Source organism: Streptomyces sp. KL116D (assembly GCF_030766975.1).
GTDB lineage: Bacteria > Actinomycetota > Actinomycetes > Streptomycetales > Streptomycetaceae > Streptomyces > Streptomyces longispororuber_A.
Genome location: NZ_JASERH010000041.1, coordinates 73,575 through 98,163, shown reverse-complemented (window position 1 = coordinate 98,163; position 24,589 = coordinate 73,575). Strand labels below are relative to the sequence as shown.

The 24,589-nt window shown below is 70.7% G+C and carries 20 protein-coding genes and 2 tRNA genes; 8 read left to right on the top strand and 14 right to left on the bottom strand.

The window, feature by feature from the left end; all coding sequences use genetic code 11:
* Positions 1-80: 80 nt before the first annotated feature.
* The 5 genes from clpX to RBJ77_RS17115 all read right to left on the bottom strand — a co-directional run bounded on the left by clpX (position 81) and on the right by RBJ77_RS17115 (position 4,826).
* On the bottom strand, positions 81-1,367 hold the full coding sequence (gene clpX / locus RBJ77_RS17135; RefSeq protein WP_255971558.1) for an ATP-dependent Clp protease ATP-binding subunit ClpX: 1,287 nt from the start codon (positions 1,365-1,367) through the stop codon (positions 81-83).
* A 155-nt stretch (positions 1,368-1,522) separates the two neighbouring features.
* The gene (locus RBJ77_RS17130) at positions 1,523-2,182 is read right to left on the bottom strand and encodes an ATP-dependent Clp protease proteolytic subunit (protein WP_018531452.1); all 660 of its coding nucleotides are present in this window, start codon (positions 2,180-2,182) and stop codon (positions 1,523-1,525) included.
* Between the two features lie 67 nt (positions 2,183-2,249).
* A complete protein-coding gene (locus RBJ77_RS17125; protein WP_255971568.1) occupies positions 2,250-2,855 on the bottom strand; it encodes an ATP-dependent Clp protease proteolytic subunit in 606 nt (201 codons plus the stop codon).
* 333 nt (positions 2,856-3,188) lie between these two features.
* Positions 3,189-4,586 carry a trigger factor gene (gene tig, locus RBJ77_RS17120; RefSeq protein WP_372345837.1) on the bottom strand — a complete coding sequence of 466 codons (1,398 nt, stop codon included), beginning with the start codon at positions 4,584-4,586 and terminating at the stop codon, positions 3,189-3,191.
* A gap of 163 nt (positions 4,587-4,749) precedes the next feature.
* A tRNA-Pro gene (locus RBJ77_RS17115) sits at positions 4,750-4,826 on the bottom strand.
* A 176-nt stretch (positions 4,827-5,002) separates the two neighbouring features.
* Between RBJ77_RS17115 and RBJ77_RS17110 the strand changes: the two genes are divergently transcribed.
* Positions 5,003-5,073, top strand: a tRNA-Gly gene (locus RBJ77_RS17110).
* A gap of 76 nt (positions 5,074-5,149) precedes the next feature.
* Here the strand turns inward: RBJ77_RS17110 and RBJ77_RS17105 are convergent.
* A complete protein-coding gene (locus RBJ77_RS17105) occupies positions 5,150-5,344 on the bottom strand; it encodes a hypothetical protein (RefSeq protein WP_372345836.1) in 195 nt (64 codons plus the stop codon).
* A gap of 644 nt (positions 5,345-5,988) precedes the next feature.
* On the opposite strand from RBJ77_RS17105, the gene RBJ77_RS17100 reads away from it, so the two are divergent.
* Complete coding sequence (locus tag RBJ77_RS17100; protein ID WP_372345835.1) at positions 5,989-7,143, top strand: acyltransferase family protein; 1,155 nt, start codon at positions 5,989-5,991, stop codon at positions 7,141-7,143.
* Here RBJ77_RS17100 and RBJ77_RS17095 read toward each other — a convergent pair.
* From RBJ77_RS17095 to RBJ77_RS17085, 3 genes are read right to left on the bottom strand one after another with little or no spacing between them, the layout of a single operon-like run.
* The gene (locus RBJ77_RS17095) at positions 7,131-7,583 is read right to left on the bottom strand and encodes an HD domain-containing protein (RefSeq protein WP_372345834.1); all 453 of its coding nucleotides are present in this window, start codon (positions 7,581-7,583) and stop codon (positions 7,131-7,133) included. The two genes, RBJ77_RS17100 and RBJ77_RS17095, sit on opposite strands and share 13 nt — an antisense overlap.
* Positions 7,584-7,607: 24 nt before the next feature.
* Positions 7,608-10,052 carry an ABC transporter permease gene (locus tag RBJ77_RS17090; RefSeq protein ID WP_372345833.1) on the bottom strand — a complete coding sequence of 815 codons (2,445 nt, stop codon included), beginning with the start codon at positions 10,050-10,052 and terminating at the stop codon, positions 7,608-7,610.
* Entirely contained in the window at positions 10,052-10,846 is a 795-nt protein-coding gene (locus tag RBJ77_RS17085; protein ID WP_372345832.1) for an ABC transporter ATP-binding protein, read from the bottom strand. The genes RBJ77_RS17090 and RBJ77_RS17085 overlap by 1 nt, the downstream gene beginning before the upstream one ends.
* Positions 10,847-11,097: 251 nt before the next feature.
* Between RBJ77_RS17085 and RBJ77_RS17080 the strand changes: the two genes are divergently transcribed.
* Positions 11,098-12,276: a cation:proton antiporter gene (locus RBJ77_RS17080; protein WP_255983064.1), complete on the top strand. Its 1,179-nt coding sequence runs from the start codon at positions 11,098-11,100 to the stop codon at positions 12,274-12,276.
* A gap of 314 nt (positions 12,277-12,590) precedes the next feature.
* Here the strand turns inward: RBJ77_RS17080 and RBJ77_RS17075 are convergent, their stop codons facing one another.
* Complete coding sequence (locus RBJ77_RS17075; RefSeq protein ID WP_372345831.1) at positions 12,591-13,763, bottom strand: PP2C family protein-serine/threonine phosphatase; 1,173 nt, start codon at positions 13,761-13,763, stop codon at positions 12,591-12,593.
* Positions 13,764-13,892: 129 nt separating this feature from the next.
* Between RBJ77_RS17075 and RBJ77_RS17070 the strand changes: the two genes are divergently transcribed.
* The gene (locus tag RBJ77_RS17070) at positions 13,893-15,122 is read left to right on the top strand and encodes a GNAT family N-acetyltransferase (RefSeq protein WP_372345830.1); all 1,230 of its coding nucleotides are present in this window, start codon (positions 13,893-13,895) and stop codon (positions 15,120-15,122) included.
* A 19-nt stretch (positions 15,123-15,141) separates the two neighbouring features.
* Here RBJ77_RS17070 and RBJ77_RS17065 read toward each other — a convergent pair whose 3' ends face one another.
* Both RBJ77_RS17065 and RBJ77_RS17060 read right to left on the bottom strand, forming a co-directional pair.
* Positions 15,142-15,960, bottom strand: coding sequence for an Fpg/Nei family DNA glycosylase (locus RBJ77_RS17065; protein ID WP_372345829.1), 819 nt, complete (start codon positions 15,958-15,960; stop codon positions 15,142-15,144).
* Between the two features lie 184 nt (positions 15,961-16,144).
* Complete coding sequence (locus RBJ77_RS17060; protein WP_372345828.1) at positions 16,145-16,633, bottom strand: ribose-5-phosphate isomerase; 489 nt, start codon at positions 16,631-16,633, stop codon at positions 16,145-16,147.
* 175 nt (positions 16,634-16,808) lie between these two features.
* On the opposite strand from RBJ77_RS17060, the gene RBJ77_RS17055 reads away from it, so the two are divergent.
* A complete protein-coding gene (locus RBJ77_RS17055) occupies positions 16,809-18,260 on the top strand; it encodes an amino acid permease (RefSeq protein ID WP_372345827.1) in 1,452 nt (483 codons plus the stop codon).
* 9 nt (positions 18,261-18,269) lie between these two features.
* Here RBJ77_RS17055 and RBJ77_RS17050 read toward each other — a convergent pair whose 3' ends face one another.
* On the bottom strand, positions 18,270-19,889 hold the full coding sequence (locus tag RBJ77_RS17050) for a serine/threonine-protein kinase (RefSeq protein WP_372345826.1): 1,620 nt from the start codon (positions 19,887-19,889) through the stop codon (positions 18,270-18,272).
* A 174-nt stretch (positions 19,890-20,063) separates the two neighbouring features.
* Between RBJ77_RS17050 and RBJ77_RS17045 the strand changes: the two genes are divergently transcribed.
* Together RBJ77_RS17045 and RBJ77_RS17040 are read left to right on the top strand one after the other, a co-directional pair.
* A complete protein-coding gene (locus RBJ77_RS17045) occupies positions 20,064-20,825 on the top strand; it encodes a hypothetical protein (RefSeq protein WP_372345825.1) in 762 nt (253 codons plus the stop codon).
* Between the two features lie 114 nt (positions 20,826-20,939).
* On the top strand, positions 20,940-22,271 hold the full coding sequence (locus RBJ77_RS17040) for an FAD-binding oxidoreductase (RefSeq protein ID WP_372345824.1): 1,332 nt from the start codon (positions 20,940-20,942) through the stop codon (positions 22,269-22,271).
* Between the two features lie 4 nt (positions 22,272-22,275).
* On the opposite strand, the gene RBJ77_RS17035 is transcribed toward RBJ77_RS17040, so the two are convergent.
* A complete protein-coding gene (locus RBJ77_RS17035) occupies positions 22,276-22,860 on the bottom strand; it encodes a biotin transporter BioY (protein ID WP_372345823.1) in 585 nt (194 codons plus the stop codon).
* A 268-nt stretch (positions 22,861-23,128) separates the two neighbouring features.
* Between RBJ77_RS17035 and RBJ77_RS17030 the strand changes: the two genes are divergently transcribed.
* A complete protein-coding gene (locus RBJ77_RS17030; RefSeq protein WP_372345822.1) occupies positions 23,129-24,529 on the top strand; it encodes an amino acid permease in 1,401 nt (466 codons plus the stop codon).
* Positions 24,530-24,589 lie beyond the last annotated feature (60 nt).

Sequence of the window (24,589 nt, the reverse complement as noted above, 5' to 3'; positions counted from 1 at the left end):
CGCAGCGCACGAGAGGGGCCCCGGTCGGATGTCCGACCGGGGCCCCTCTCACATCTCACGTCGTGTCGACCGCTCCGCGGCTACGCCGACTTCTGCTCGCCGCTGCCGCCGCCGCGCGCGTCCCGCGGGATCAGCGTCGGGTTCACGTTCGAGTGAACGGCTTCCGCGGTGATGACCACGCGCGCCACGTCCTTGCGGGACGGGACCTCGTACATCACCGACTGGAGGACTTCCTCCATGATCGCGCGCAGGCCGCGTGCGCCGGTGCGGCGCAGGATCGCCTGGTCGGCGATGGCCTCCAGGGCCTCGCGCTCGAAGTCCAGCTCCACGCCGTCGAGTTCGAAGAGGCGCTGGTACTGCTTCACCAGGGCGTTGCGCGGCTCGACGAGGATCTGCAGGAGCGCCTCGCGGTCGAGGTTGTGGACCGAGGTGATGACGGGGAGACGGCCGATGAACTCGGGGATCATCCCGAACTTCACCAGGTCCTCCGGCATGACCTCCTGGAACTGGTCCTTCTCCTCCAGCTCGCGCTTGGAGTGGATCGTCGCGCCGAAGCCGATGCCCTTGGCACCCGCCCGCGACTCGATGATCTTCTCCAGGCCGGCGAACGCGCCGCCCACGATGAACAGCACGTTCGTCGTGTCGATCTGGATGAACTCCTGGTGCGGGTGCTTGCGGCCGCCCTGCGGCGGGACCGACGCCGTGGTCCCCTCGAGGATCTTCAGGAGCGCCTGCTGGACGCCTTCGCCGCTGACGTCGCGCGTGATCGACGGGTTCTCGCTCTTGCGGGCGACCTTGTCGATCTCGTCGATGTAGATGATCCCGGTCTCGGCCTTCTTGACGTCGTAGTCGGCCGCCTGGATCAGCTTCAGCAGGATGTTCTCGACGTCCTCGCCGACGTAGCCCGCTTCCGTGAGCGCCGTCGCGTCGGCGATGGCGAACGGGACGTTCAGCATCCGCGCCAGCGTCTGGGCGAGGAGCGTCTTGCCCGAGCCCGTGGGGCCGAGCAGCAGAATGTTGGACTTCGCCAGTTCGATGGCGTCGTCACGGCCGCTCGCGCCGCCGTTCTCGCCGGCCTGGACGCGCTTGTAGTGGTTGTAGACCGCCACGGAGAGCGCCTTCTTGGCGGCCTCCTGACCCACGACGTAGCCCTCGAGGAACTCGTAGATCTCGCGCGGCTTGGGAAGTTCTTCCCAACGCACTTCGCTCGTCTCCGCGAGTTCTTCCTCGATGATCTCGTTGCAGAGGTCGATGCACTCGTCGCAGATGTATACACCGGGGCCTGCGATGAGCTTCTTGACCTGCTTCTGGCTCTTTCCGCAGAACGAGCACTTGAGCAGATCGCCGCCGTCACCGATGCGTGCCACGAGGTGCTTCCCCTTCGCCTGGGAGACGCCACGTTCAGCGGCTCCTGGTGCCTGTATCCGACGGTACCTTGCCGGGCCCCCCGTTCGGGCCCCCCTTGGCACGGTTCACTTTGACGTGAACCGTGCCAAGGGATGGCAGACGATACAGCGAGCCGTTACGCGATCGCCTCGTTGTTCATCTTGCGCGTCGAGATGATCTGGTCGACGAGGCCGTACGCCAGGGCGTCCTCGGCCGTCAGGATCTTGTCGCGCTCGATGTCGTCGCGGATCTTCTCGATCGGCGTCGTCGAGTGCTTGGCCAGCATCTCTTCCAGCTGCGTACGCATCCGGAGGATCTCGTTCGCCGCGATCTCCAGGTCGGAGAGCTGCTCACGGCCGGTGCCGCCGGAGGGCTGGTGGATCAGCACGCGGGCGTTCGGCAGGGCCATGCGCTTGCCCGGGGTGCCGGCGGCGAGGAGCACGGCGGCCGCGGAGGACGCCTGGCCCATGCAGACCGTCTGGATGTCCGGCTTCACGAACTGCATCGTGTCGTAGATGGCCGTGAGGGCCGTGAACGAGCCGCCGGGGCTGTTGATGTAGATGGAGATGTCGCGGTCCGGGTCCATCGACTCCAGGCACAGCAGCTGCGCCATGACGTCGTTGGCCGACGCGTCGTCGATCTGCACGCCGAGGAAGATCACGCGCTCCTCGAAGAGCTTCGCGTACGGGTCGTACTCGCGCACGCCCTGCGAGGTGCGCTCGACGAAGCGCGGGATCACGTAGCGGTTGTCGACCTGCGGGCCCGTGTAGAGGCCGCTGCCGGGGATGTTGTTCATGATGGCGGTGTTCCGTCCTGGTGAAGGAAGCAGTGGGCTTGGGGCAGGCCGACGCTGATCGCGGGGATCAGGCGCCGGTGCCGCCGCCGCCCGGAACACCCGTAGCGGCAGTGATGATCTCGTCGATGAGGCCGTAGTCCTTGGCCTCCTCAGCGGTGTACCAGCGGTCGCGGTCGCCGTCCCGGATGATCGTCTCGACGGTCTGGCCGGAGTGCTGGGCCGTGATCCTCGCCATGCGCTGCTTCGTGCGCAGCAGGTACTCGGCCTGGATCTTGACGTCGGAGGCCGTGCCGCCGATGCCGGCGGAGCCCTGGTGCATCAGGATGTCGGTGTTCGGGAGCGCGAAGCGCTTGCCCGCGGTGCCGCCGGTGAGCAGGAACTGGCCCATGGAGGCGGCCATGCCCATGCCGATGGTCACGACGTCGTTCGGGATGTACTGCATGGTGTCGTAGATCGCCATGCCGGCCGTCACCGAGCCACCGGGGCTGTTGATGTAGAGGTAGATGTCCTTGTCCGGGTCTGCGGCCAGGAGGAGCATCTGCGCGGTGATCTTGTTGGCGATGTCGTCGTCGACCTGCTGGCCGAGGAAGACGATTCGCTCGCCGAGCAGCCGGTTGTAGACATGGTCGCCGAGGCCACCACCGATGGACGGCTCGCCGGCGGCGGAAGGCATCTGAATCGTCACGTATCCACCTGCTCGTCTCTGACGGCTACGCGCCGTCTCGCGTCTCTAGCTGGGGGCGGGGGCCTCGCTCGGGACTCCCCTGCCCGCCTCTTCATGGACCCTAACGCGCGGGTCCCTCCGGGGAATCCCGCAGAAGGAACTGTTCGCTGTGAGCGCAGGTCGCTCCGCTCGGGCGGGATCCGCGGACGCGTCTGCCTCGCGGTGCCGGTCGGCGGGTGCGAGTGGTCCGTGGTCGCTCGCGCCGCTCCCCGCGCCCCTGCGGGGCGCGACAGGCCCCCGGGACGTGCGTCCCGGGGGCCTGTCGCGCAACTACGGAGAGGCTCAGGCCTCGGTCTTGTCCTCGGCGGACTCGACGGTCTCGGTGGCGTCGGCGGCGGCCTCGGTGGCCTCCTCCGTCGTCTCCTCCTCGTCGTCCTCCAGGTCGACGACCTCACCGTTCGTGTCCTTGACGGTGGCGGCCTCGACGACCACGGCAAGGGCCTTGCCGCGGGCGACCTCGCCGACCAGCATCGGGACCTGGCCGCCCTCGACGACGGCCTGGGCGAACTGGTCGGGGGACATGCCGGAGGAGGCGGCGCGACGCATGAGGTGCTCGGTGAGCTCCTCCTGGTTCACGTTCAGCTTCTCCTTGTTGACGAGCTCGTCGAGGACGAACTGCGTCTTGATGCCCTTGACGGCCTGCTCGCGCGTCTCGGCGTCGAACTCCTCGACCGTCTTGCCCTGGATCTCGAGGTACTTCTCGATGTCCAGGCCCATCTGGCCGAGCTGGTGGTGCTCGAGGTTGTGCTTGCGGGTGTTGACCTCGTCCTCGAGCAGCTTCTCGGGAACGGGGACCTCGACCAGCTCGAGCAGCTTCTCCAGGACGCGCTCCTGGGCCTGCGTGGCCTGGTCGTACTGCTTCATGTTCTCGAGGCGCTTGCGGCTGTCGGCCTTCAGCTCGTCGAGGGTGTCGAACTCGGAGGCGAGCTGGGCGAACTCGTCGTCCAGGGCCGGGAGTTCACGGGCGGCGACCTGGGTGACCTTGACGGTGACCTCGGCCTCCTTGCCCTCGGCGGAACCGCCCTTGAGCTCGGAGGTGAAGGTGGCCTCGCCACCGGCCTCCAGGCCCTTCACGGCCTCGTCGATGCCGTCGAGCAGCTCGCCGGAACCGATGGTGTAGGAGACGCCGGAGGCGACGCCGTCCTCGAGGACCTCGCCCTCGACCTTGGCCTCCAGGTCGATCGTCACGACGTCGCCGTCCTCGGCGGCGCGCTCGACCGGGTTCGTCGAGGCGAAGCGGTCGCGCAGCTGCTCGACCGACTTGTCGACGTCCTCGTCGGTGACCTCGACGGCGTCGACCTCGACCTCGATGCCGGAGTAGTCCGGGATCTCGATGGTCGGGCGGACGTCGACCTCGGCGGTGAAGTTCAGCGTCTCGCCGTCCTTCAGCTCCGTGATGTCGACCTCGGGCTGGCCCAGCACGTTGAGCTCGGCCTCGTTGACCGCCTCGGTGTAGAACTTCGGGAGCGCGTCGTTGACGGCCTCCTCGAGGACCGCACCGCGGCCGAAGCGCTGGTCGATGACGCGGGCCGGGATCTTGCCCTTGCGGAAGCCCTTCACCGTGACCTGCTGGTTGATCTTCTTGTACGCCGCGTCGAGGCTGTCCTTGAGCTCCTCGAAGGGCACCTCGATGCTGAGCCGAACCCGGGTCGGGTTCAGGGTCTCCACGGCGCTCTTCACGGTTCGGTCTCCTTGGGGGCTGACTTCTTGGGTTCTGCCCGGCTTGAGAGACACACGGGCATGCAGCTTGCATAGTAACGGCACGCCGGAGCCCACCCACAATGCGATCTTGAACTGGGCCCTACGGTGATCCGCAGCGGCCCGCACGACGCCGCGACAACGCTGGTCGGGGTGGCGGGATTTGAACCCACGGCCTTCCGCTCCCAAAGCGGACGCGCTACCAAGCTGCGCCACACCCCGTCGGTGCGACACGTAGGGTACATGCCCGCAGGCAGTGCGGCTCCCGCGTTGCGGGGCGCACGGGAGGGCGCATCGGAGGGCTCGGTGGAGGGGCTCGGTAATGGGGTGTGCGGGCGGGGCCCGGGACCCGCTACGATGCCACCGTGCCGCGGTCACCGACCTGCGGTGCGAGCCGTGCGGGCGTAGCTCAATGGTAGAGCCCTAGTCTTCCAAACTAGCTACGCGGGTTCGATTCCCGTCGCCCGCTCTCGACAAAGGCCTCCGGCCCGGATCCACTCCGCGTGGACCGGGCCGGGGGCTTTTTCGCGTCCCCGGCCGCCGCCTCAGAAATTGATCGCGCTGATGCTGTCCGCGACGGAGTTGAGGAAGTTGTTGATGGCGGGGGCCATTCCCGTCGACGCCAGGAAGAAGCCGAAGAGCACCGCCACTATGGCGGGCCCTGCCTTGATCGAGCCGCCGCGCATCAGCACGATGAGAACGATCGCCAACAACAGCACCACTGACAGCGAAATGGCCACACTGATCACACCCTAGGTCGGTCCGCTCTCCCGGCCCGGGGGGCTCAGCCCCACACACCCCCCGCCAGAACCATCGTGCCACCAACGCGGCTCCTGTATGCGGTCGGTGACGCATCGTCGGCCACGCGCACGCAGGGGCGCGTGGGGCCTGTGGCCTTGGGGCGCACGAGCAGCGCACGTCGGCGGGGCCGTGGGGGTGTGAGGCGGGGGTCGGAATTCGGCTTGATCGTTTCCATCGGCGCACATGCGGCGCACACATGCCCCACGCATGTCTTTCCCGGTTTTCCCGCAGTTTCCCCTTGGCGTACGCACAAGGAAATCAACAGAATCCGACGGCTGAATTATTGCGGAACATACTCGAATGAATCGGGCATATCCCCGGAGTCGCCCGCGGGCGTTATGCGCGCTTTAAGCGGGATGAGCAGTGCGATAAGGGACAGATCGGCAATAGGGCGACGTCATGCGCAGGGATGTCGACTTCCGCGAATCCTGGGTACCCGAGACCGATAAGGAGGAATCGAGTTGAGGGTTTTACGAAATCCCACAGGCCCCACTAGGGTGCCTCAGATGTTCCACACTGCCACGACCCCAGCCGGCGCAGTGCGGTCCCGGATCTTCTCCCCGAGTTCCTGGTGGGAGGGCCGGTGACCAACTCGCTGTACCCGCACGGCTCGCATCGCAGCCCCCTGCCGCCGACGGCGCCCGCCCCCGTTCCCCGGCCGTCTCCCCCGGCCGCCACCACCACCGCGGCCACCACCGCCGCGGCACCGAAGCCCAAGCAGCGGGACGCGTTCTTCGACAACGCCAAGTACCTGGCCATCGTGTTCGTGGCGATGGGTCACTGCTGGGAACCCCTGACGGACGGCAGCCGTACCGCCGAGGCGCTGTACATGGTCGTCTACAGCTTCCACATGCCGGCGTTCATCGTCGTCTCCGGCTACTTCTCGCGCAGCTTCGACATGCGGCCCGACCGGCTGCGGCGGCTGATCACCGGTGTCGCCGTGCCGTACGTCCTCTTCGAGATCGCGTACACCTTCTTCAAGCGGACCGCCGGGGGCGACCCCTCGTACCCGATCAGTCTGCTCGACCCCTGGTACCTGACCTGGTTCCTCGTCGCCCTGTTCGTGTGGCGGCTGACCACTCCGCTGTGGAAGGCCGTGCGGTGGCCGCTGCCGCTCGCCGTCGCCGTCGCGGTGCTGGCGTCGGTCTCGCCGGACATCGGTGACGACCTCGATCTGCAGCGTGTCCTGCAGTTCCTGCCGTTCTTCGTGCTCGGTCTGGTCCTCAGGCCGGAGCACTTCCAGCTGGTGCGGCGGCGCGAGGTGCGGATCCTGTCCGTGCCGATCGCGGCCTGCGCCCTGGTGCTCGCGTACTGGGCCGGGCCCCGGATGACGTCCGCGTGGTTCTACCACCGGGACAGCGCGCAGGAACTGGGCGCGCCCTGGTGGGCCGGCGTCGTGATGACGCTGGCGCTGTTCGGCTGCTCCGTGGTGCTCACCGCGTGCTTCTTCTCGTGGGTGCCGCGGCGCCACATGTGGTTCACGGTGCTCGGCGCCGGAACGCTGTACGGCTATCTGCTGCACGGGTTCCTGGCGAAGGGGTCCCGGTTCTGGGGCTGGTTCGACGCCGAGTGGGTCCACACGCCGTGGGGCCAGATCGTCGTCACCGTCGCCGCGGCCGCCATCGTCACCGTGCTGTGCACTCCGCCGGTCCAGCGGATCTTCCGGTTCGCCATGGAGCCGAAGATGGAGTGGGCCTTCAAGAAGGACGCCGCCCAGCTGGCCCGTCAGCGCCGCTGAGGTTCCGCCGGGCCCAGGAGTGCGCGCATCCGCGCGTACTTCCGGGTCAGGCGGGTGCGGGTCTCCTCGTCCAGGACCGCGAGGCGGGCCGGATCGGCGTTGTGGGCCAGGTCCGACTCCTTGACCAGGCGGGCGCCCGGGGTGGCGAGGATGCGCTGCGCGTACGCCTCCGGGGGCTCGCCCGGTCGTTTCGTCAGGGCGCGGACGATCGCCTTGGTGGTGTCCGGGAGCGCGGCCCGCGTCAGCCAGTCGTCCGTGAGGGCGTCGTCCTCGATCGCGTCGTGCAGCCACGCCGCCGCGATCTGCTCCTCGGTGCCGCCCCTCTCCCGTACTCCGTCCGCGACGGCGCGGAGGTGTTCCTCGTAGGGGCGGCCCGCCTTGTCCGTCTGGGTGGCGTGGGCCCGGCGGGCCAGGGCTTCTACCTCGGTGAGGGTGAGCATGCGGTCACCCTAGGGCCCGCGCCCCTAGTTGACCTTCTTCATCGCCAGCCGTGCCGGTACCGCGGTCGCCGTCAGGCCCAGGAGGAGTGCCGCGCCCGCGAACGCCCCGTACAGCAGCGGCGGGACGTACGGGTTCTCGCCCGTCAGGCCGTTCATCATCGGGACCAGCGTCGCCAGGGCGATGCTCGTGCCGAGGACGATGCCCGCGCCGGCCACCAGGAGCGCCTCCCAGCGGATCATGCGCAGGACCTGGGTGCGGGTCGAGCCGATGAGGCGGAGGGTGCCCAGTTCGCGGCGGCGGTCGAGGACCGTCATGACGAGGGTGTTGACCGCGGCGATCGCGGCGAAGCCGCCGAGGACCGCGGCCATGGTGATGTTGGCCCAGGCGTTGAGTTCGCGGTCGACGGACCTGGCGGTCGTGTAGTCGTCGCGGGCCAGCAGGGTGCCGAGGCCGCCGAGGTCCTTCGTGGTGCCGCCCGCGGTCCAGATCTCCGCGTCGTACGGGTTCGTGACGTGGCCCTTCAGCGCCTCGCGCGGGAGCGTGACCTGGGACAGGCCGAGGCCGCGTGCGTACGTGGCCGTGACCTTCGGGGACGCCTTCGTGCCGTCCGGGAGGCGGAGGTGGATGGGGTCGCCGACCTCGACGTGCGCGCTGCGGGCCAGGGCCGCGTCGAGCGCCACGGCGTGCGGGTCGGTGAGGTCGAGCGCGCCGCGGGTCACCTTGAGGTCCTGGACCCGGGACAGCTCCTCGGCCGTGCCGGTGACCGCCTGGGTCGACGCGGTCTCCAGCCAGCGGTCGCCGCCGGAGCCCGCCGGCACCAGGACCGAGGTCTTGAGCAGGCCGACCGCCGAGGTGACGCCGGGCCGCCCGGCCGCGTCGGCGACGGCGCCCGGGGCCAGGCCCGCGTCCGCCGTGACGATGTGGTCGGCGGTGATGCCCGCCTTCTGCTGGCCGGCGGCGGCCCGGTCCTCGCTCGTGTGCATGAAGACCAGGACCGAGGAGAAGGCCATCGCCAGCACGATCGGGGTGATCGCGGAGGCCAGCCGGCGGGCGTTGCTGCGGGAGTTGGCGGCGGCGAGCGAGGCGGACGCGCCGGCGCCGCGCAGCGGGAGGCCGAACAGGGCGGCGCAGCCGCGGGCCAGCAGCGGACCCAGCAGGGCGACCGCGAGCATGAAGAGCATGACGACGCCGAGCGCCGCGTTGGCCGCGTCCTCGCCGTGCAGGCGCGCGGCGAGGAACGTGAAGAACGTGCCGCCGACCGCGGCCACGATGCCGAGGGGGGTGCGGATCCAGCCGACCGGGAGCCGCTCGACCGACGCTTCCGCGAGGGCCTGGCCCGGCTTGATGCGGGAGGGGCGGCGGGCCGCCATGTATCCGGCGAGGAGGCCGGTGAGCAGCGAGGTGCCGACGGCCGCGAGCAGCGGGATGTACGAGACCGCGAGGTCGACGGCCTGCGGGACGGCGCCCTTCGCCTGGAGCTGGCCGAACCACCAGCGGGCGAGGGCGGTGCCGGGCAGGCAGCCGAGGGCTCCGGCGAGCGGGGCGACCAGCAGGGTCTCGGTGGCGATGGAGCGGCGGATCTGCCGCGGGGTGGTGCCGATGGCGCGCAACAGGGCGTATTCGCGGGCGCGTTGGCCGACGGAGAGGGCGATCGTGCCGGCCGCGGTGAACACGGCGACCATGGTGGCGATGCCGCCGAACGAGCCGCCGATCCCGGTCAGGTTCTCCTTGGCGTAGGCGAGGGCGGAGTTCTCGACCGCGCCCCTGTCGTTCCCCGAGAAGACCTCGGCCGGCCCTGAAGTCACCTTCTGCACCCGTGACTTCAGGGTGGCCGTCGCGACGCCGTCCTTCGGGAGGACGGCGATGGCGTCGATGCGGCCGGGGTGGCCCGACACGCGCAGGGCCTCGGAGTCGGCGAGCCAGGCGGTGGCGTGGCCGGCCGTCGTGCCGGAGACGCGGTACGCGCGCTCGCCCTCGGGGGTGGTGAGCGTGACGCGGTCGCCGACGTGCGCGCCGCCGGACGTGACGATCTCGCCGGTCCGCGGGGCGCGGCCCGAGGTCAGCCGCTCGCCGGTGAAGGCGGTGGAGCCCCAGTTGTGGGCCTGGAGGGCCGTGCCGTCGCGCTGCACGGGGAAGGTGAGGTCGGCGACCGCCGTACGGACGCCGGGGGCCGAGGCGACCTTGGCCACCAGGGAGTCGTCGATGCGGGCGCGGTCCGGGAGCGGGACCGACTCCTCCTCGCGGTCCTCGCCGGAACCGGTGACGACCTTGACGCTCTGGTCGGCGGCCACGACGACGGGGGCGGACGCGTAGCGCTCCGGCGGGACCGAGGCGCGCAGGCCCGTCTCCAGGAGGATGCCGCAGGCCGAGACGATCAGGGCCGACATCATCAGCGCGACGAACGTGCCGACGAAGGCCGCGGGTTTGAAGCGGAGGGCGGCGCGGGCGAGGCCGTTGGGGCGGAACATCACGCGGCCGCCCCCACCGGCGTGCGCACGGTCAGGGTGCGCATCCGGGCCGCGATCCGGTCGGCCTGCGCGCCCTCCAGGTGGTCGACGATCTCGCCGTCCGCGAGGAACAGCACCCGGTCCGCGTACGCGGCGGCGGCCGGGTCGTGCGTGACCATGACGACGGTGGCGCCCATCCGGTCCACGGCGGAGCGCAGCAGGCCGAGGATCTCGGCGGCGGTCGTGGTGTCGAGGGCGCCGGTCGGCTCGTCGGCGAAGATCACGTCGGGCCGGGTGACGAGGGCGCGGGCGATGGCGACGCGCTGCTGCTGGCCGCCGGAGAGCTGGCCGGGGCGGCGCCTCCCCTTGTCGGCGAGGCCGACCTGGGCGAGGACCTCGGCGGCGCGGCGCTTGTCGGGGCGCTGTCCGGCGAGGCGCATCGGGAGCAGCACGTTCTGCTCGACGGTGAGCGAGGGCAGCAGGTTGAACGCCTGGAAGACGAAGCCGAGCCGGGTCCGGCGCAGCGCGGTGAGCTTGTTCTCGCTCATGCCGGTGATGGTGGTGCCGCCGAGCGAGACGGTGCCGTCGGAGGGCCGGTCGAGGCCGGCGGCGCACTGCAGGAACGTGGACTTGCCGGAGCCGGAGGGGCCCATCACGGCGGTGAACGTGCCCTTGGGGAGGGCGAGTTCGATGCCGCGCAGCGCGTGCACGGTCGCGTTGCCTCGGCCGTACCGGCGGCGTACGCCGCGCAGTTCGACGGCCCAGTCGCCGCGGGGTGCCTCCGGCTCGTCGTGCCGCTTCTTGCGCAGGCCCATGGTCGCCCTCTCGTACGTGCCCGATTCGATGTCTCGAACGTACGGATTCGGCACTGGTCGGAGCCATGGTGGCGGCTGGCGGAACGGGGGTGGGGAGAACCCCACCACGGGACGTTCGTCCTGCCCTCCCGGTCCTTTGGTAAGCTAACTATTGACGCTTTCTTGACACTCTCTTTGCCAAGTCGCACTGCCAGGCAGCCTTATCAACAAGGAGGAACGGGCCCATCGGACACGCAGACACCTTGATAGCCATGGGTGGCGCCTTTCTCGCCGCCGCCGTCCTCGCCCGCGTGGGCGGGCGCATCGGACTCCCCACCATCCCTCTGTTCATCCTGGCCGGGATCCTGCTCGGCCCGCACACACCCGGCATCGTGCTCGTCGCCGACCCGCACGACCTGGAGATGCTCTCCGCGCTCGGCCTGGTGCTGCTGCTCTTCTACCTCGGCCTCGAGTTCCACATGGACGACCTCAAGGCGGGTGGCCGCAAGATGGCCGTCGCCGGTGGTACGTACCTCGCGCTGAACGTCGGCGCCGGCCTCGGTTTCGGATTCGCCCTCGGCTGGGGCACCTCCGAAGCTCTGGTCCTCGCCGGGGTGCTCGGCATCTCGTCGTCCGCGATCGTGACGAAGGTCCTGGTCGACACCGGGCGGCTGGGCAATCCGGAGACCAAGCCGATCCTCGGCATCATCGTGGTCGAGGACATCTTCCTCGCGCTGTACCTGGCGGCGCTGCAACCGATCCTGTCCGGCGCGGACTCGCTGTCCGCCGCGGTCGTGGACGGCGGCAAGGCGTTCGGGTTCCTGCTGCTGCTCGCGCTGGCGGCGCGCTTCGGCACGCGGGTCGTGGGCCGGTTGTTCGACATCAAGGACGACGAGCTCCTCGTCATCTCCTTCCTCGGCGCGGCCGTGTTCGTGGCCGGGGTCTCGGAGTGGTTCGGGGTCGCGGACGCGATCGGTGCGTTCATGGTCGGTCTGATGCTGGGCTCCACCGCGTCCGGTGAGCGCATCCGCAAGCTGGTCCATCCGCTGCGGGACGCCTTCGGTGCGATCTTCTTCTTCGCGTTCGGCCTGTCGATCGATCCCGGGGACCTGCCGACGGTGCTGTGGCCGGTGCTGGCCGCTGTCGCGGTGACGCTGGTGATGAACGTGCTGGCGGGGCTCGGGGCGGCGAAGGTGTACGGGTTCGGGGCGGGGCCCGCGGCGAACATCTCCACGACGCTGCTGGCTCGGGGGGAGTTCGCGTTGATCCTCGCGACGATGGCGGCGGGGGCGGGGCTCGACGAGCGGCTGTCGCCGTTCATCGCCGGTTATGTGCTGCTGCTGGCGGTCCTCGGGCCGTTGGCCGCCGGGCGGTCGGAGTGGCTCGCCCGGATTCTGCCGGGTGGGCGAGCGGGTGAGCGGGAGCCGGAGCGGGTGTCGGTCGGCGTGTAGTGACGGTCACCCCCTTGCCGGGCCGGTCGACTGCGGCCCGGTGAGGCTTCCCGCGCCCCGCGGCGGAGCCGCTAATGACACAGCCCCGCGCCCCTGAGCGTCTGCCGGGCCGTTCCTTCGTCGTCTTCTGCGGCCCGGTGGGGCTTCCCGCGCAGTTCCCCGCGCCCCTGGAAGGCATGCGCTTCGCGCAGCCTTCCCCCGCCGGGGAGATGCCGCACCGCAGGTGCGCATCTCAGGGGCGCGGGGAACTGCGCGACCAGCCACGACGAAACCCGCACCCACCCACGACCCTCCACCCGGCCCCCCGCGGAGCGCTACGCGTCGCGGCAGATCAGGAGCAGCGCCCTGTCGTCGTTGACGTCCTTGGCGACCGCCTCGATGAGGTGCCAGGCCGCGCCGTGGAAGCCGCCCGTCACATAGCGGTCGGCCTCTCCGGTGAGGCGGTCGATGCCCTCGGCGATGTCCCGTTCGGACGTCTCCACGAGGCCGTCCGTGAAGAGCATCAGGACGTCACCGGGCCGGAGCGTGCCCTTCGTCGCGTCGAACTCGGCCCCGTCGTACACCCCGAGGAGAGGACCTTCCGCGGCCTTCTCCTCCCAGCGGCCCGTGCCCGCGCTGAGCTGGAGGCCCGGCGGGTGGCCCGCCGAGTAGAGCTCGTAGTCGCCCGATTCGAGGTCGAGGACGAGGTGGATCGAGGTCGCGAAGCCCTCGTCCCAGTCCTGGCGGAGGAGGTAGCCGTTGGCCGCCGGGAGGAAGGCGTGCGGGGGCAGCGAGCCGAGGAGGCCGCTGAAGGCGCCCGCCAGGAGCAGCGCGCGGGACGCGGCGTCCATGCCCTTGCCGGAGACGTCGGTGAGGACGACCTCCAGCGTGCGGCCGTTGTTCGTGCGGGCCGCCACCACGAAGTCGCCCGAGAACGACTGGCCGCCCGCCGGACGCAGCGCCATCTCGCGGTGCCAGCCCTGCGGCAGCTTGGGCAGCCGGCTCTGGGTGCGGATGCGTTCGCGCAGGTCGAAGAGCATCGTGCCGCCGCGCCGCCAGGGCACGCCGACCCGGCTGCGGAACTGGGCGATGAGCAGCCCGAAGAATCCGCAGGCCGCGACCGTGAGGACGGTGCCGGGGGTGACCGCGGCCGCGCGCTCCGAGTACGGGCCGAGCTGGACCGACTCCACGATCAGCGCCGCGGCGGCCGCCGCGTACAGGCCGAGCAGGCTGGCGGGGCGCAGCAGCAGGCCGCCCGCGACGATCGGCAGGACCAGCACCGCGGGCGAGCACCAGACCGGGTTGAGGATCGTGGCGCAGGCGATCAGCGGGATCGTGATCAGCAGTCCGGCGAGCGCGATCCAGTCCGACCCGTCGCCGCGGAAGTAGTCGACCCCGGATCTGCGCACGGCGGTGCGGACCCGGTGCATCCGCATCTTCAACCGGGCCGGGAACGTCTCGGCTTCGGCGCGCTGTTCGCGCCCGCGCCGCTCTCGTCGTACCGCCATTGCTCGTGGACCTTATCCGTGAGGCCTGGACCTGTGCACGGGAGGTCCCACTTGTCCCCCTTTCCGGGCACGTTCCCCGCCCGGTAAATCCCTCGCTCGCGGCCTGCCCGCCCTGGTAGGGATGGGCGTATGACGAACGACCTGCACGTGCTGCGCCGTGATGAGTGGGACCGCTGGTACGGGAGGCTGGAGCTGGCCTTCGGCGGGGTTCCCGAGGCGCCGCAGGAGCGGCGGCTGTGGGACGACCTGACGGAGCTCGACCGGTCGATCGGCGTGTGGGACGGCGACGAGTGCGTGGGCACCGCGGGTGCCTTCTCGTTCCGGGTGTCCGTGCCGGGCGGCGCGTTCGTCGACGCCGCCGGGGTGACCATGGTGAGCGTCGCCGCGACCCACCGCAGGCGCGGCATCCTCACGTCGATGATGCGCCGCCAGCTCGACGACGTCCGGGCCTGGGGCGAGCCGCTCGCCGTCCTCACCGCGTCCGAGCCCGCGATCTACGGCCGGTTCGGATACGGCATCGCGACCCGGCAGTTGGCGCTGGCCATCGACTCGACGAAGGTGCGGATCGACGCGCCGGCCGGCACCGACGACGTGCGGCTGCGGATCGTGGACGCGGCCGAGGCCGCCGAGCGCTGCGAGGCCGTGCACCTGCGCACGGTCGGCACCCGCCCGGGGATGCTCGCCCGCAAGCCGGGCTGGGAGCGGCTGCCGCTGCTCGACCCGGAGCAGGACCGCGGCGGCGCGTCCCCGCTGCAGTGCGTGGTCGCGGAGCGGGCCGGGGAGACGGTCGGTTTCGCCCGGTTCCACAACAAGCCGGAGTCGGAGTTCGCGGTGGCGCACGGCCGCATCCAGGCCCGCGAGGTCATCGCCCTCGACCCGGCGGCGTACGCGGCGCTGTGGCGGTTCCTGTGCGACATCGACCTGACGGAGACGGTGGAGGCGCGCAACCGTCCGGTGGACGATCCGCTGCTCTCCCTCGTTTCCGACGTTCGGCGGTGCGGGGTGCGCGTGCGCGACTCGATGCACGTACGACTGGTGGAGGTGGGCGCCGCCCTCGAAGCGCGTACGTATCTCACCCCGGTGGACGTCGTGTTCGACGTCGAGGACTCCTTCTGTCCCTGGAACGAGGGGCGTTGGCGGCTCGTCGGCGACGCGAAGGGCGCGTCGTGCAAGCGGACCGAGGAGCCGGCCGATCTCGCCCTGTCCGTAAGGGAGTTGGGCGCGGCCTACCTCGGTGACGTGTCGCTCACCGAGCTGGCCGGGGCGGGCCGGGTGCGGGAGCTGCGGCAGGGGGCGCTCGGCGAGGCGGCGGTCGCCTTCGGCTCACCGGTCGCGCCGTGGCTGCAGCACGGGTTCTAGGGCCTGCTGTCAGGCGCGGTCAGGTGTGGGCGGGCTGGCAGGTCGGGCACCAGAACAGGTTCCGGGCCGCCAGTTCCGCCGTGCGGATCTCGGTGCCGCACAGGTGGCACGGCTGGGGTGCGCGCCGGTACACGTAGACCTCGCCGCCGTGGTCGTCGACGCGGGGCGGTCGGTTCATCGCCTCGGGGGTGTGCTCGGGGCGGACCGTGTCGATGCGGTTGGCGCGCACGCCGTCCCGCATCAGCGCCACCAAGTCGTCCCAGACCAGGGCCAGTTGGGCCGGGTCGAGGTCCCGGCCCGGGGTGTACGGGTCGATGTGGTGGCGGAAGAGGACCTCGGCCCGGTAGACGTTGCCGACGCCCGCGATGACCTTCTGGTCCATGAGGAGCGCGGCGATCGTCGTACGGCTGCGGGCGATGCGCGCGTATGCCCTGGCCGGGTCGTCGGCGGGGCGCAGCGGGTCCGGGCCCAGGCGGTCGTGTATCGCCTGCTTCTCGGCGTCGGTGATCAGGGCGCAGGTGGTGGGGCCGCGGAGGTCCGAGTAGGCCCGCTCGTCGAGGAGGCGCAGGCGGACCGTGTCCGTGGGGGGCGGGGCCGGGGTGTCGCCGATGGCGTACTTGCCGAAGAGTCCGAGGTGGATGTGGATCCAGGCGTCGTCGTCCTCGAAGCCGAGGAAGAGGTGTTTGCCGTGGGCTTCTGTGCGGGTCAGTTCCTGGCCGGTGAGGAGCGCTGCCGCGTCGGAGAACTTGCCCTGAGGGCTGGTCACCGTGATCTTGCGGCCCTGGAAGCGGGCGGCGTGGTCCTGGGCCAGGCGGTGGATCGTGTGGCCTTCAGGCACGGCCGTCGCTCTCCTCGGGTTCGTGGGGGTTGCCGTCCTGGGGCTCCGCCCCGGACCCCGCTCCTCAATCGCCGGAGGGGCTTGATCGGGCAGGCCCCGCCTTGATTGGGCGGTCCTACCGGAGGGGCTTGAAACACCCAAGGGGCCGGGGGCGCAGCCCTGAGCGGATGCGCCCCCGGAGGGCTCAGTCCTGCTGCGGGTGGTGCGCCGGAATCGCCGGCAGCACGCCGGTCGTCTCGTACGCCGAGAGCATGTCGATGCGGCGCTGGTGGCGCTCCTCGTTCGAGTACGGCGTCGACAGGAAGATCTCGACGAACTTCGTCGCCTCGTCCTGCGTGTGCATGCGGCCGCCGATGGAGATCACGTTCGCGTCGTTGTGCTCGCGGCCGAGGGCGGCGGTCTGCTCGCTCCAGGCGAGGGCCGCACGGACGCCCTTGACCTTGTTCGCGGCGATCTGCTCGCCGTTGCCCGAGCCGCCGATCACGATGCCGAGCGACTCCGGGTCCGCCGCCGTCTTCTCCGCGGCGCGGAGGCAGAACGGGGGGTAGTCGTCGAGGGCGTCGTAGATGTGGGGCCCGCAGTCGACGGGCTCGTGGCCGTGGGCCTTGAGCCATTCGACGAGGTGGTTCTTGAGTTCGTAGCCGGCATGATCCGAGCCGAGGTACACGCGCATGGGTCCGAGTGTGGCACGCCGCGGGCCGGGTAGCCGCGACCGGGGGCAGAACCATGGTCATCCGGATGTGAGCCCGACGTAAGGAAGGCAACAATCCGGATTCAGGTCTTCCGCTCCGCGCCTCTCTGCGCTTTGAATGCCAGGGCTCGTACCCCGAGAACCTAAGGATCCGTTCATGACCTCGCAGTCATCCCTTGCGACGGAAGACACATCGCCCGTAGACCCCCATGGGGTCCAGGGCGGGCCGGACGGTGGCGACGGCCTGAAGGCAGGGCTCAAGAACCGTCATCTGTCGATGATCGCCATCGGCGGTGTCATCGGCGCCGGTCTGTTCGTCGGATCCGGTTCCGGCATCGCGGCGGCCGGCCCCGCCATCCTCATCTCGTACGCCCTCGTCGGCGCCATGGTCGTCCTCGTCATGCGGATGCTGGGCGAGATGGCCGCCGCCCGGCCGTCCTCCGGCTCCTTCTCCGCCTACGCCGACCAGGCCCTCGGGCGCTGGGCCGGATTCTCCATCGGCTGGCTGTACTGGTTCTTCTGGGTCGTGGTGCTCGCCGTGGAGGCGACCGCCGGGGCCAAGATCCTCAACGGCTGGATACCGGGCGTCCCCCAGTGGGGCTGGGCGCTGATCGTGATGGTCGTGCTCACCGCCGTGAACCTGGCGGCCGTGGGCTCGTACGGCGAGTTCGAGTTCTGGTTCGCCGGGATCAAGGTCGTCGCCATCGGCGCGTTCGTGATCGTCGGTCTGCTCGCCGTGTTCGGCGTGCTGCCGGGGTCGGACAACGCGGGCAGCGGGTTCGCCCACCTGACGGACGCCGGAGGGTTCTTCCCCAAGGGGCCCGGCGCGATCCTCACCGGTGTGCTGATGGTCGTCTTCTCCTTCATGGGCTCCGAGATCGTCACGCTCGCCGCCGGTGAGTCCGAGGACCCGCAGAAGGCCGTCACCAAGGCCACGAACTCCGTGATCTGGCGCATCGGCATCTTCTACCTGGGCTCGATCTTCGTCGTGCTCACCCTGCTGCCGTGGAACGACAAGTCGATCGTCGACGAGGGGTCCTACGTGGCCGCCCTGAACTCCATCGGCATTCCGCACGCCGGTCAGGTCATGGACGTCATCGTGCTGACCGCCGTCCTGTCCTGCCTGAACTCGGGCCTGTACACCGCCTCCCGCATGGCGTTCTCGCTCGGCCAGCGGGGCGACGCCCCCAAGGCGTTCGCGAAGACCACCAGCCGCGGCGTGCCGCGGACCGCGATCCTCGGCTCCGTCGTCTTCGGCTTCCTCGCCGTGTGGTTCAACTACCAGTGGCCGGACACCGTCTTCAACTTCCTGCTCAACTCCTCCGGCGCCGTCGCCCTGTTCGTGTGGCTGGTCATCTGCTTCACGCAGCTGAAGATGCGCGGCATCATCCTGCGCGAACAGCCGGAGAAGCTCGTCGTGAAGATGTGGCTGTTCCCCTACCTGACGTGGGCGACGATCGCCGCGATCTCGTTCGTGCTCGTCTACATGCTGACGGACGACGCCGGACGCGAGCAGGTGCTCCTGTCGCTGCTCGTGGCCGCGTTCGTGGTCGGGTTCTCGCTGGTCCGTGAGCGGATCCAGCGCGGCAAGGACCTCAGCAAGGTCTGACGGGTCCCGTCAGTTCCCGGAGGGGCCGGGCGTCAGGACGGTGAAGGTCCTCTTCACCCGCTCGTACGTCTGCTTCGCCCGCCCCTCCGCGCCCAGTTGGTACCAGGTGCTGATCTGGTACGACTGGGCTCCCTGCTCGAAGGCCAGCTGCTCGGCGTGCCAGCGCTTGCCGTCGAGCGTGAACAGGTACTCCCACACCACGGCGGGATGTCCGCGGAACGTGGTGCGGCCCAGGCGGATCTTCTCGTACGCCTGGCCCTGGTGGGCGCTGCGCTCCGACTTCTGCCACGTCGCCAGCAGGTCGTCCTTGGCCAGCGCGGACTGCGCCGCCAGTTCCTGCGTGCCGTCGGGTGACGTGTAGTGCACCTCGGCCGCCGTCTTGACCGCCCGCTTCCAGCCGCTGGGCGGTACCCACGCGTAGTCGATCTCGCGGCGCGATCCCGGCGGCAGCGACGGACTGGTGGTCGGCGGGCGCGAGGTGCCCTCGACCGTGGGCGGCCGCGAGGTGACCGTCGGCCCGCCGCCCGCCTGCGCCCCGCCGCCGGACGAGCCGTCGCCCGGCAGGGTCAGGACGAGCGCGGCGACGGCGCCCGCGACCAGCACTCCCCCGGCGGCGATCAGGGTGACGCGGCGCCGGTTCGGCCGGCCGGTCGCCGGGGCCGGGGCCGGGGCCTTCGGGGGTCCCAGGAGGTCGTCGCCCGGGGCCGGTTTCGCGCACTCCGTGGGGGCCTGCGAGGGGATCGGCGGCACCGGGGCGGGGCGGCGCAGCCCGATGTCGAGGGTGTGGGTCCTGGGACGCGGGACCGGCACCGGGTCCTGCGGCGGCGCCGGTTCGGGCCGCGGTGGCGCCAGTGCGTCGGCCACCTCGTCGAGGCCGGGCCTGTCCTGCGGCTCCTTCGCCAGAAGACCTTCGAGGAGCGGGGTCAGCCGGCCCGCCTCGGCCGGCAGCGTGGGCTCCTCGTAGAGCACGGCGTGCAGGGTCGCGAGCGTCGTGTCGCGGCTGAACGGGGAGTGCCCGCCGAGCGCCGCGCACAGCGTCGCGCCCAGTGACCAGAGGTCGGACGGCGGGCCCTGCGGCCGCCCGGCGACCCGCTCGGGCGCCATGTAGTCGGGCGAGCCGACGAGCATGCCGACCATGGTGAGCGCCTTGGTGTCCTGGATGGCGGCGATCCCGAAGTCGGTGAGGATGACGCGGCGGCGTCCGGCGCGCTCGATGAGGACGTTGCCGGGTTTGATGTCGCGGTGCAGGACGCCGCTCGCGTGCACCGGGCGCAGCGCCTCGGCGAGGCCCCGGCCGATCTCCGCGACCTCGTCGACGCCGAGCGGTCCGTCCGCCACCAGGATCTGTTCGAGGGAGCGGCCGTCGACCAGTTCCATGACGATCCACAGGCGTTCGCCCTCGTCCACGACGTCGTAGACGCGGACCACGTTCGGGTGGTCGATGCGGGCCGTCGCGCGGGCCTCGCGCAGGGTGCGCTCACGACGGGTGCGGGCGTCCTCGGGGTCGAGTCCGTCGATGCGCATCTCCTTGACGGCCACGGGCCGGTCGAGCATCTCGTCCACCGCGCGCCACACGCGCCCCATGCCGCCCTGGCCTATGTGTTCGTCCAGTCGGTAGCGCGCTGCCACCACTAATCCCCGGACGCCTCCACTCATGTTCCCAGGCAATCGACTGCACCCCCGAAACACAAAATCGACACTTCCCGCCGTCCCAGCATAGTGGGGAGAAATCTTGTGGTACCTCTTCAAGTACTGCGAATTCGGACGCAGTTGGGGGAGCGAGAAAGACCAAGGGGGACGAACATGAGTTCACGGCGTCAGGTGAAAATTGCCGGGTCGCTACTGACCGCGACGGTAACGGCAGTAGTGATCCTGCCTTTTGCCGCTGTCGCGGACGACGGGCCTGGTCCGGGCAGCAGCGAGGGCGGAAAGGCCATGGACACCGCGCCCGCGGGCGTCAAATTGACCACGGGTCTCAGCGAGAAGATCTCCGTCGACAATTCGACCAAGGAGACGAAGAACCTTGTCGCGAGCGTGAGCAATCAGGGCACCAAGGACAGCGGGAAGATCAATCTGCTCGTCGTCGGATTCGACGGAATGACGATCAAGGACGTGCCGGGCTGCACCGCACTCGCCGGAAAGGATCTGCCGAAGGGCTCCAACAGCGCCTTCTCGTGCGGGATCGACAATCTCGCGGCCGGAAAGTCGCAGTCGTACAAGGTCGCCGCCACCTTCGACGTCGCGAAGACCGGCAAGATCTGTCTGCCGGTGCAGAGCGGGGACGGCAAGAAGACCTTCTGGCAGCAGGGCCCCGTACCGTTCGGCAACACCAGCCCGTCGCCGAACGCACCCGTGACCCCGCTGCTGCTCGGCACGGAGAACAAGCCGGCCGCGCCCGCGGGCGACAAGGGCGGCGGCACCGGTGACACCGGGGACAAGGGGAACCTGCCGTCCACCGGTCCCGCCGAGGAGGTGCTGCCGCTCGGCGCGGTCGGCGCCGCGCTGCTCGCCGTGGGCGGGGCGGGCCTGTGGTGGTCCAGCCGGAGGCCCGGCGCGAAGGGCTGACACGAAGAGCTGACACGAAGAGCAGATGCGAGAGGTGGGTGCGAGAAGCCGACGCGAGAAGCCGAGGCAAAAAGCTGACGGAAGCTGTCAGGTTATGCGGGCACAGTACGTGCCATGACTCCACAGCACGACGCGATCACACTCCGTCCGGGCGATGCCGGTTACGACGACGAACTCGCCGGATTCCAGACCGGTTTCACCCAGCGGCCCGACGTGGTCTTCACCGCGGCCACCGCCGACGACGTGGTGGCCGCGGTGGCGTACGCCGCGGCCGAAGGCCTCCCGGTGGCCGTCCAGGCCACCGGGCACGGCCTGCCCGACGACACCGAGGGCGGCGTCCTCGTCAGCACCCGACGGATGACCGAGGTCGTCGTGGACCCCGCGGCCCGCACCGTGCGGATCGGCGCGGGCGCCCGCTGGGGCGCCGTCGTCGAGGCCGCCGCCGAGCACGGCCTCGCCCCGCTGAACGGTTCGGCGCCGAGCGTGGGCGCCGTCGGCTACACGCTGGGCGGCGGACTCGGCATCCTGGCGCGGGAGTTCGGCTACACGGCCGACCACGTGCGCGCGGTGGACGTCGTCACGGCGGACGCCACCCTGCGCCACGTCACGCACGACGGCGATCCGGAGCTCTTCGGCGGTCTGCTCGGCGGCGGCGCCAACCTCGGCGTGGTGACCGCGATCGAGGTCGGCCTGGTGCCGGTGACCCGGCTCTACGGGGGCTCGCTCACCCACGACGGGCGCGTGACGGACCCGGCGGACCTGGTGCGGGACTACGTCGCGTGGGCGTCGACCGTCCCCGAGACGCTGACGTCGTCGCTGGCCGCGCTCGTCTACCCGGACGTCCCGGCGATGCCGCCGCACCTGCGCGGCACGTATCTGGTGTCGGTGCGGATCGCGTTCACCGGGGACGCGGCGGAGGGCGAGCGGCTGGTGGCGCCGCTGCGGGCCGCGCTCGGCCCGGCGGTCTCGGACACCGTGCGCGAGATGCCGTACGGCGAGAGCCACACCATCCACAGCGACCCCGACTTCCCGCACGCGTACTACGGGGACAGCGTGTTCCTGGACGAGCTGGACGTCGCGGCGGTCACCGAGCTCTTCACCCTGTCGGGTCCCGCGGCCGACGGCATGCACGTCGTCCAGCTCAACCACCTGGGCGGCGCGCTCTCCCGGCCCGCGCCGAACGCGGTGCCGTACCGGGACGCGGGCTGGCTGGTGCGGATCCTGTCGCCGCTCGGCGAGGGGGGAAGGACCGCGGCGCGGGCGCATCACGCGCGGGCGTTCGCGGCCGTGGAGGGGCACGTCGTGGGCCGTTCGCTCAACTTCGCGTTCGGCGGCGGCGACCGGCCCGAGGGCCTGTACGACGCGGAGACGCGGAAGAGGCTCGCCGGTCTGAAGGCCGCGTACGACCCGGCGAACCTCTTCCGGAGGAACTACGACCTGCGCTAGCCGCCTACTTGTTGGCGAACTTCCAGGCGGTGGGCAGCGCGCCCATCGCCAGGACCGCCTTCAGCACGTCGCCGATCAGGAACGGGGTCAGGCCCGCGGCGACCGCGGCCGTCAGGCTCATGCCGGTGGAGACGGCGAGGTAGGGGACGCCGACCGCGTAGACGATCGCCTCGCCGATCACCATGGTGCCCGCGGTGCGCAGCACCGAGCGGTCGCCGCCGCGGCGGGCCAGGGCGCCGACGGCCGCCGAGGCCAGCATCAGGCCGATGACGTAGCCGAACGAGGGCATCGAGAAGCCGGAGGCGCCCTCGGCGAACCACGGCATGCCGGCCATGCCCGCGAGCGCGTACACGGCGAGCGCGAGGAAGCCGCGGCGGGCGCCGAGCGCGGTGCCGACGAGGAGCGCGGCGAAGGTCTGCCCGGTGACCGGCACCGGGGAGCCCGGGACGGGGACGGCGATCTGGGCGGCGATGCCGGTGAGGGCGGCGCCGCCGACGACCAGCGCGATGTCCTTGGTGCGGGAGGCGGGGATGAGGTCGGCGAGAACCTTGCCCGGGCGGGCGGCGACGGCTGCGGTGGCGGTGCTCATGGGGACTCCGCGTTCTTGAGTTCGGGCAGGGTGGGACTCCGTGACGCTATCCCAGGGGACTTGAGCCGATCACGGTCGCCGGTCGACAAAGGCTGACGCACCGGATTGGTGGGCTCCGTACAAAGGCGCTCCTGTACACCTCCTGCGAGGTGATGCTCGTCACTGAGGCCAGCGGTGGGTGGCCCCGTTTTGCACCGCAGGGCGCCCGGGCGGAACACTGTAGGTTCCCGCTAAACCCCGCACCATCCGAGATCGGCCGAAGCCCCCCATGCACGACAGCTCCCTGCCCGGCGGCTCCCTGCCCGGCAGCCCCACGCCCGACGAACCGCTCTCCGCCGGGCTGAAGCAGCGGCACCTGACCATGCTGGGGCTCGGCGGTGTCATCGGGGCCGGGCTCTTCGTCGGTTCGGGCGCCGGCATCGCGGTCGCGGGGCCGGGGATCGTCGTCTCGTACCTGATCGCGGGCGCGCTCGCGATGTGCGTGATGCGGATGCTCGGCGAGATGTCGGCGGCGATGCCCGCGTCCGGCTCGTTCTCCGTGCACGCGGAGCGGGCGCTCGGCCGGTGGGCCGGGTTCAGCGTCGGCTGGCTCTACTGGTTCCTGCTGGTGGTCGTCCTCGCCGTGGAGGCGACGGGCGCCGCGCAGATCGCGAACGGGTGGGTGCCGGGCGTCCCGCAGTGGGCGTGGGTGCTGCTGTTCATGGTCGTGTTCACGGTGGCCAACCTGGCGGCGGTGAAGAACTTCGGCGAGTTCGAGTTCTGGTTCGCGGCCCTGAAGGTCTTCGCGATCGTCGCGTTCCTGCTCCTGGGCACGCTCGCGATCTTCGGGCTGCTGCCGGACACGGACCCGGTCGGCCTCACCCATCTCACCGGCGACGGCGGCTTCCTGCCGCACGGCCGGCAGGGCGTCGTCTCCGGCGTGCTCGCGGTGATCTTCGCGTTCGGCGGTCTGGAGGTCGTCACGATCGCGGCCGCCGAGTCCGACGACCCGGTGCGTTCGGTGGCGCGGGCGGTGCGCAGCGCCGTGTTCCGGATCCTGTTCTTCTACGTCGGGTCGATGCTGGTCATCGTGACGGTGCTGCCGTGGACGGCGCAGCGGGCGGGGATCAGCCCGTACGTCACCGTGCTCGACTCGATCGGGGTGCCGTCGGCGGGCCAGATCATGAACATCGTGGTGTTCGTCGCCCTGCTGTCGGCGCTCAACGCCAATCTGTACGGCTCGTCCCGCATGGTCTTCTCGCTGGCCGAGCGCGCCGAGGCGCCGAAGGCGCTGCTGAAGGTGAGCGGGGGCGGCGTGCCGCGCCGGGCGGTCCTGGCGTCGGTGGCCTTCGGCTTCGTGTCCGTGCTGCTCAATCTGGAGTGGCCCGACTCGGTCTTCCTCTACATGCTCAACTCGGTCGGCGCGGTGCTGCTGTTCGTGTGGGCGCTGATCGCGGCGTCGCAGCTGCGGCTGCGGCGGCGGATCGAGACGGAGGCGCCGGAGCGGCTGGTGCTGCGGATGTGGGCGTTCCCGTGGCTGACGTGGGCGGCGCTCGCGGCGATGGCCGCGGTGTTCGGGCTGATGCTGACCGACGACACGGCGCGGCCGCAGCTGCTGTGGTCGACGGGGGCGACGGCGGCGGTGCTGCTGGTCGCGGGTGTGCGGGAGTTGCGCGCACGGCGTGCCTGACCGTTCACGGAACGTCGACACGATGGTCGCCGCGTGTGAGCGTCGTGTCCGTATTCCGGA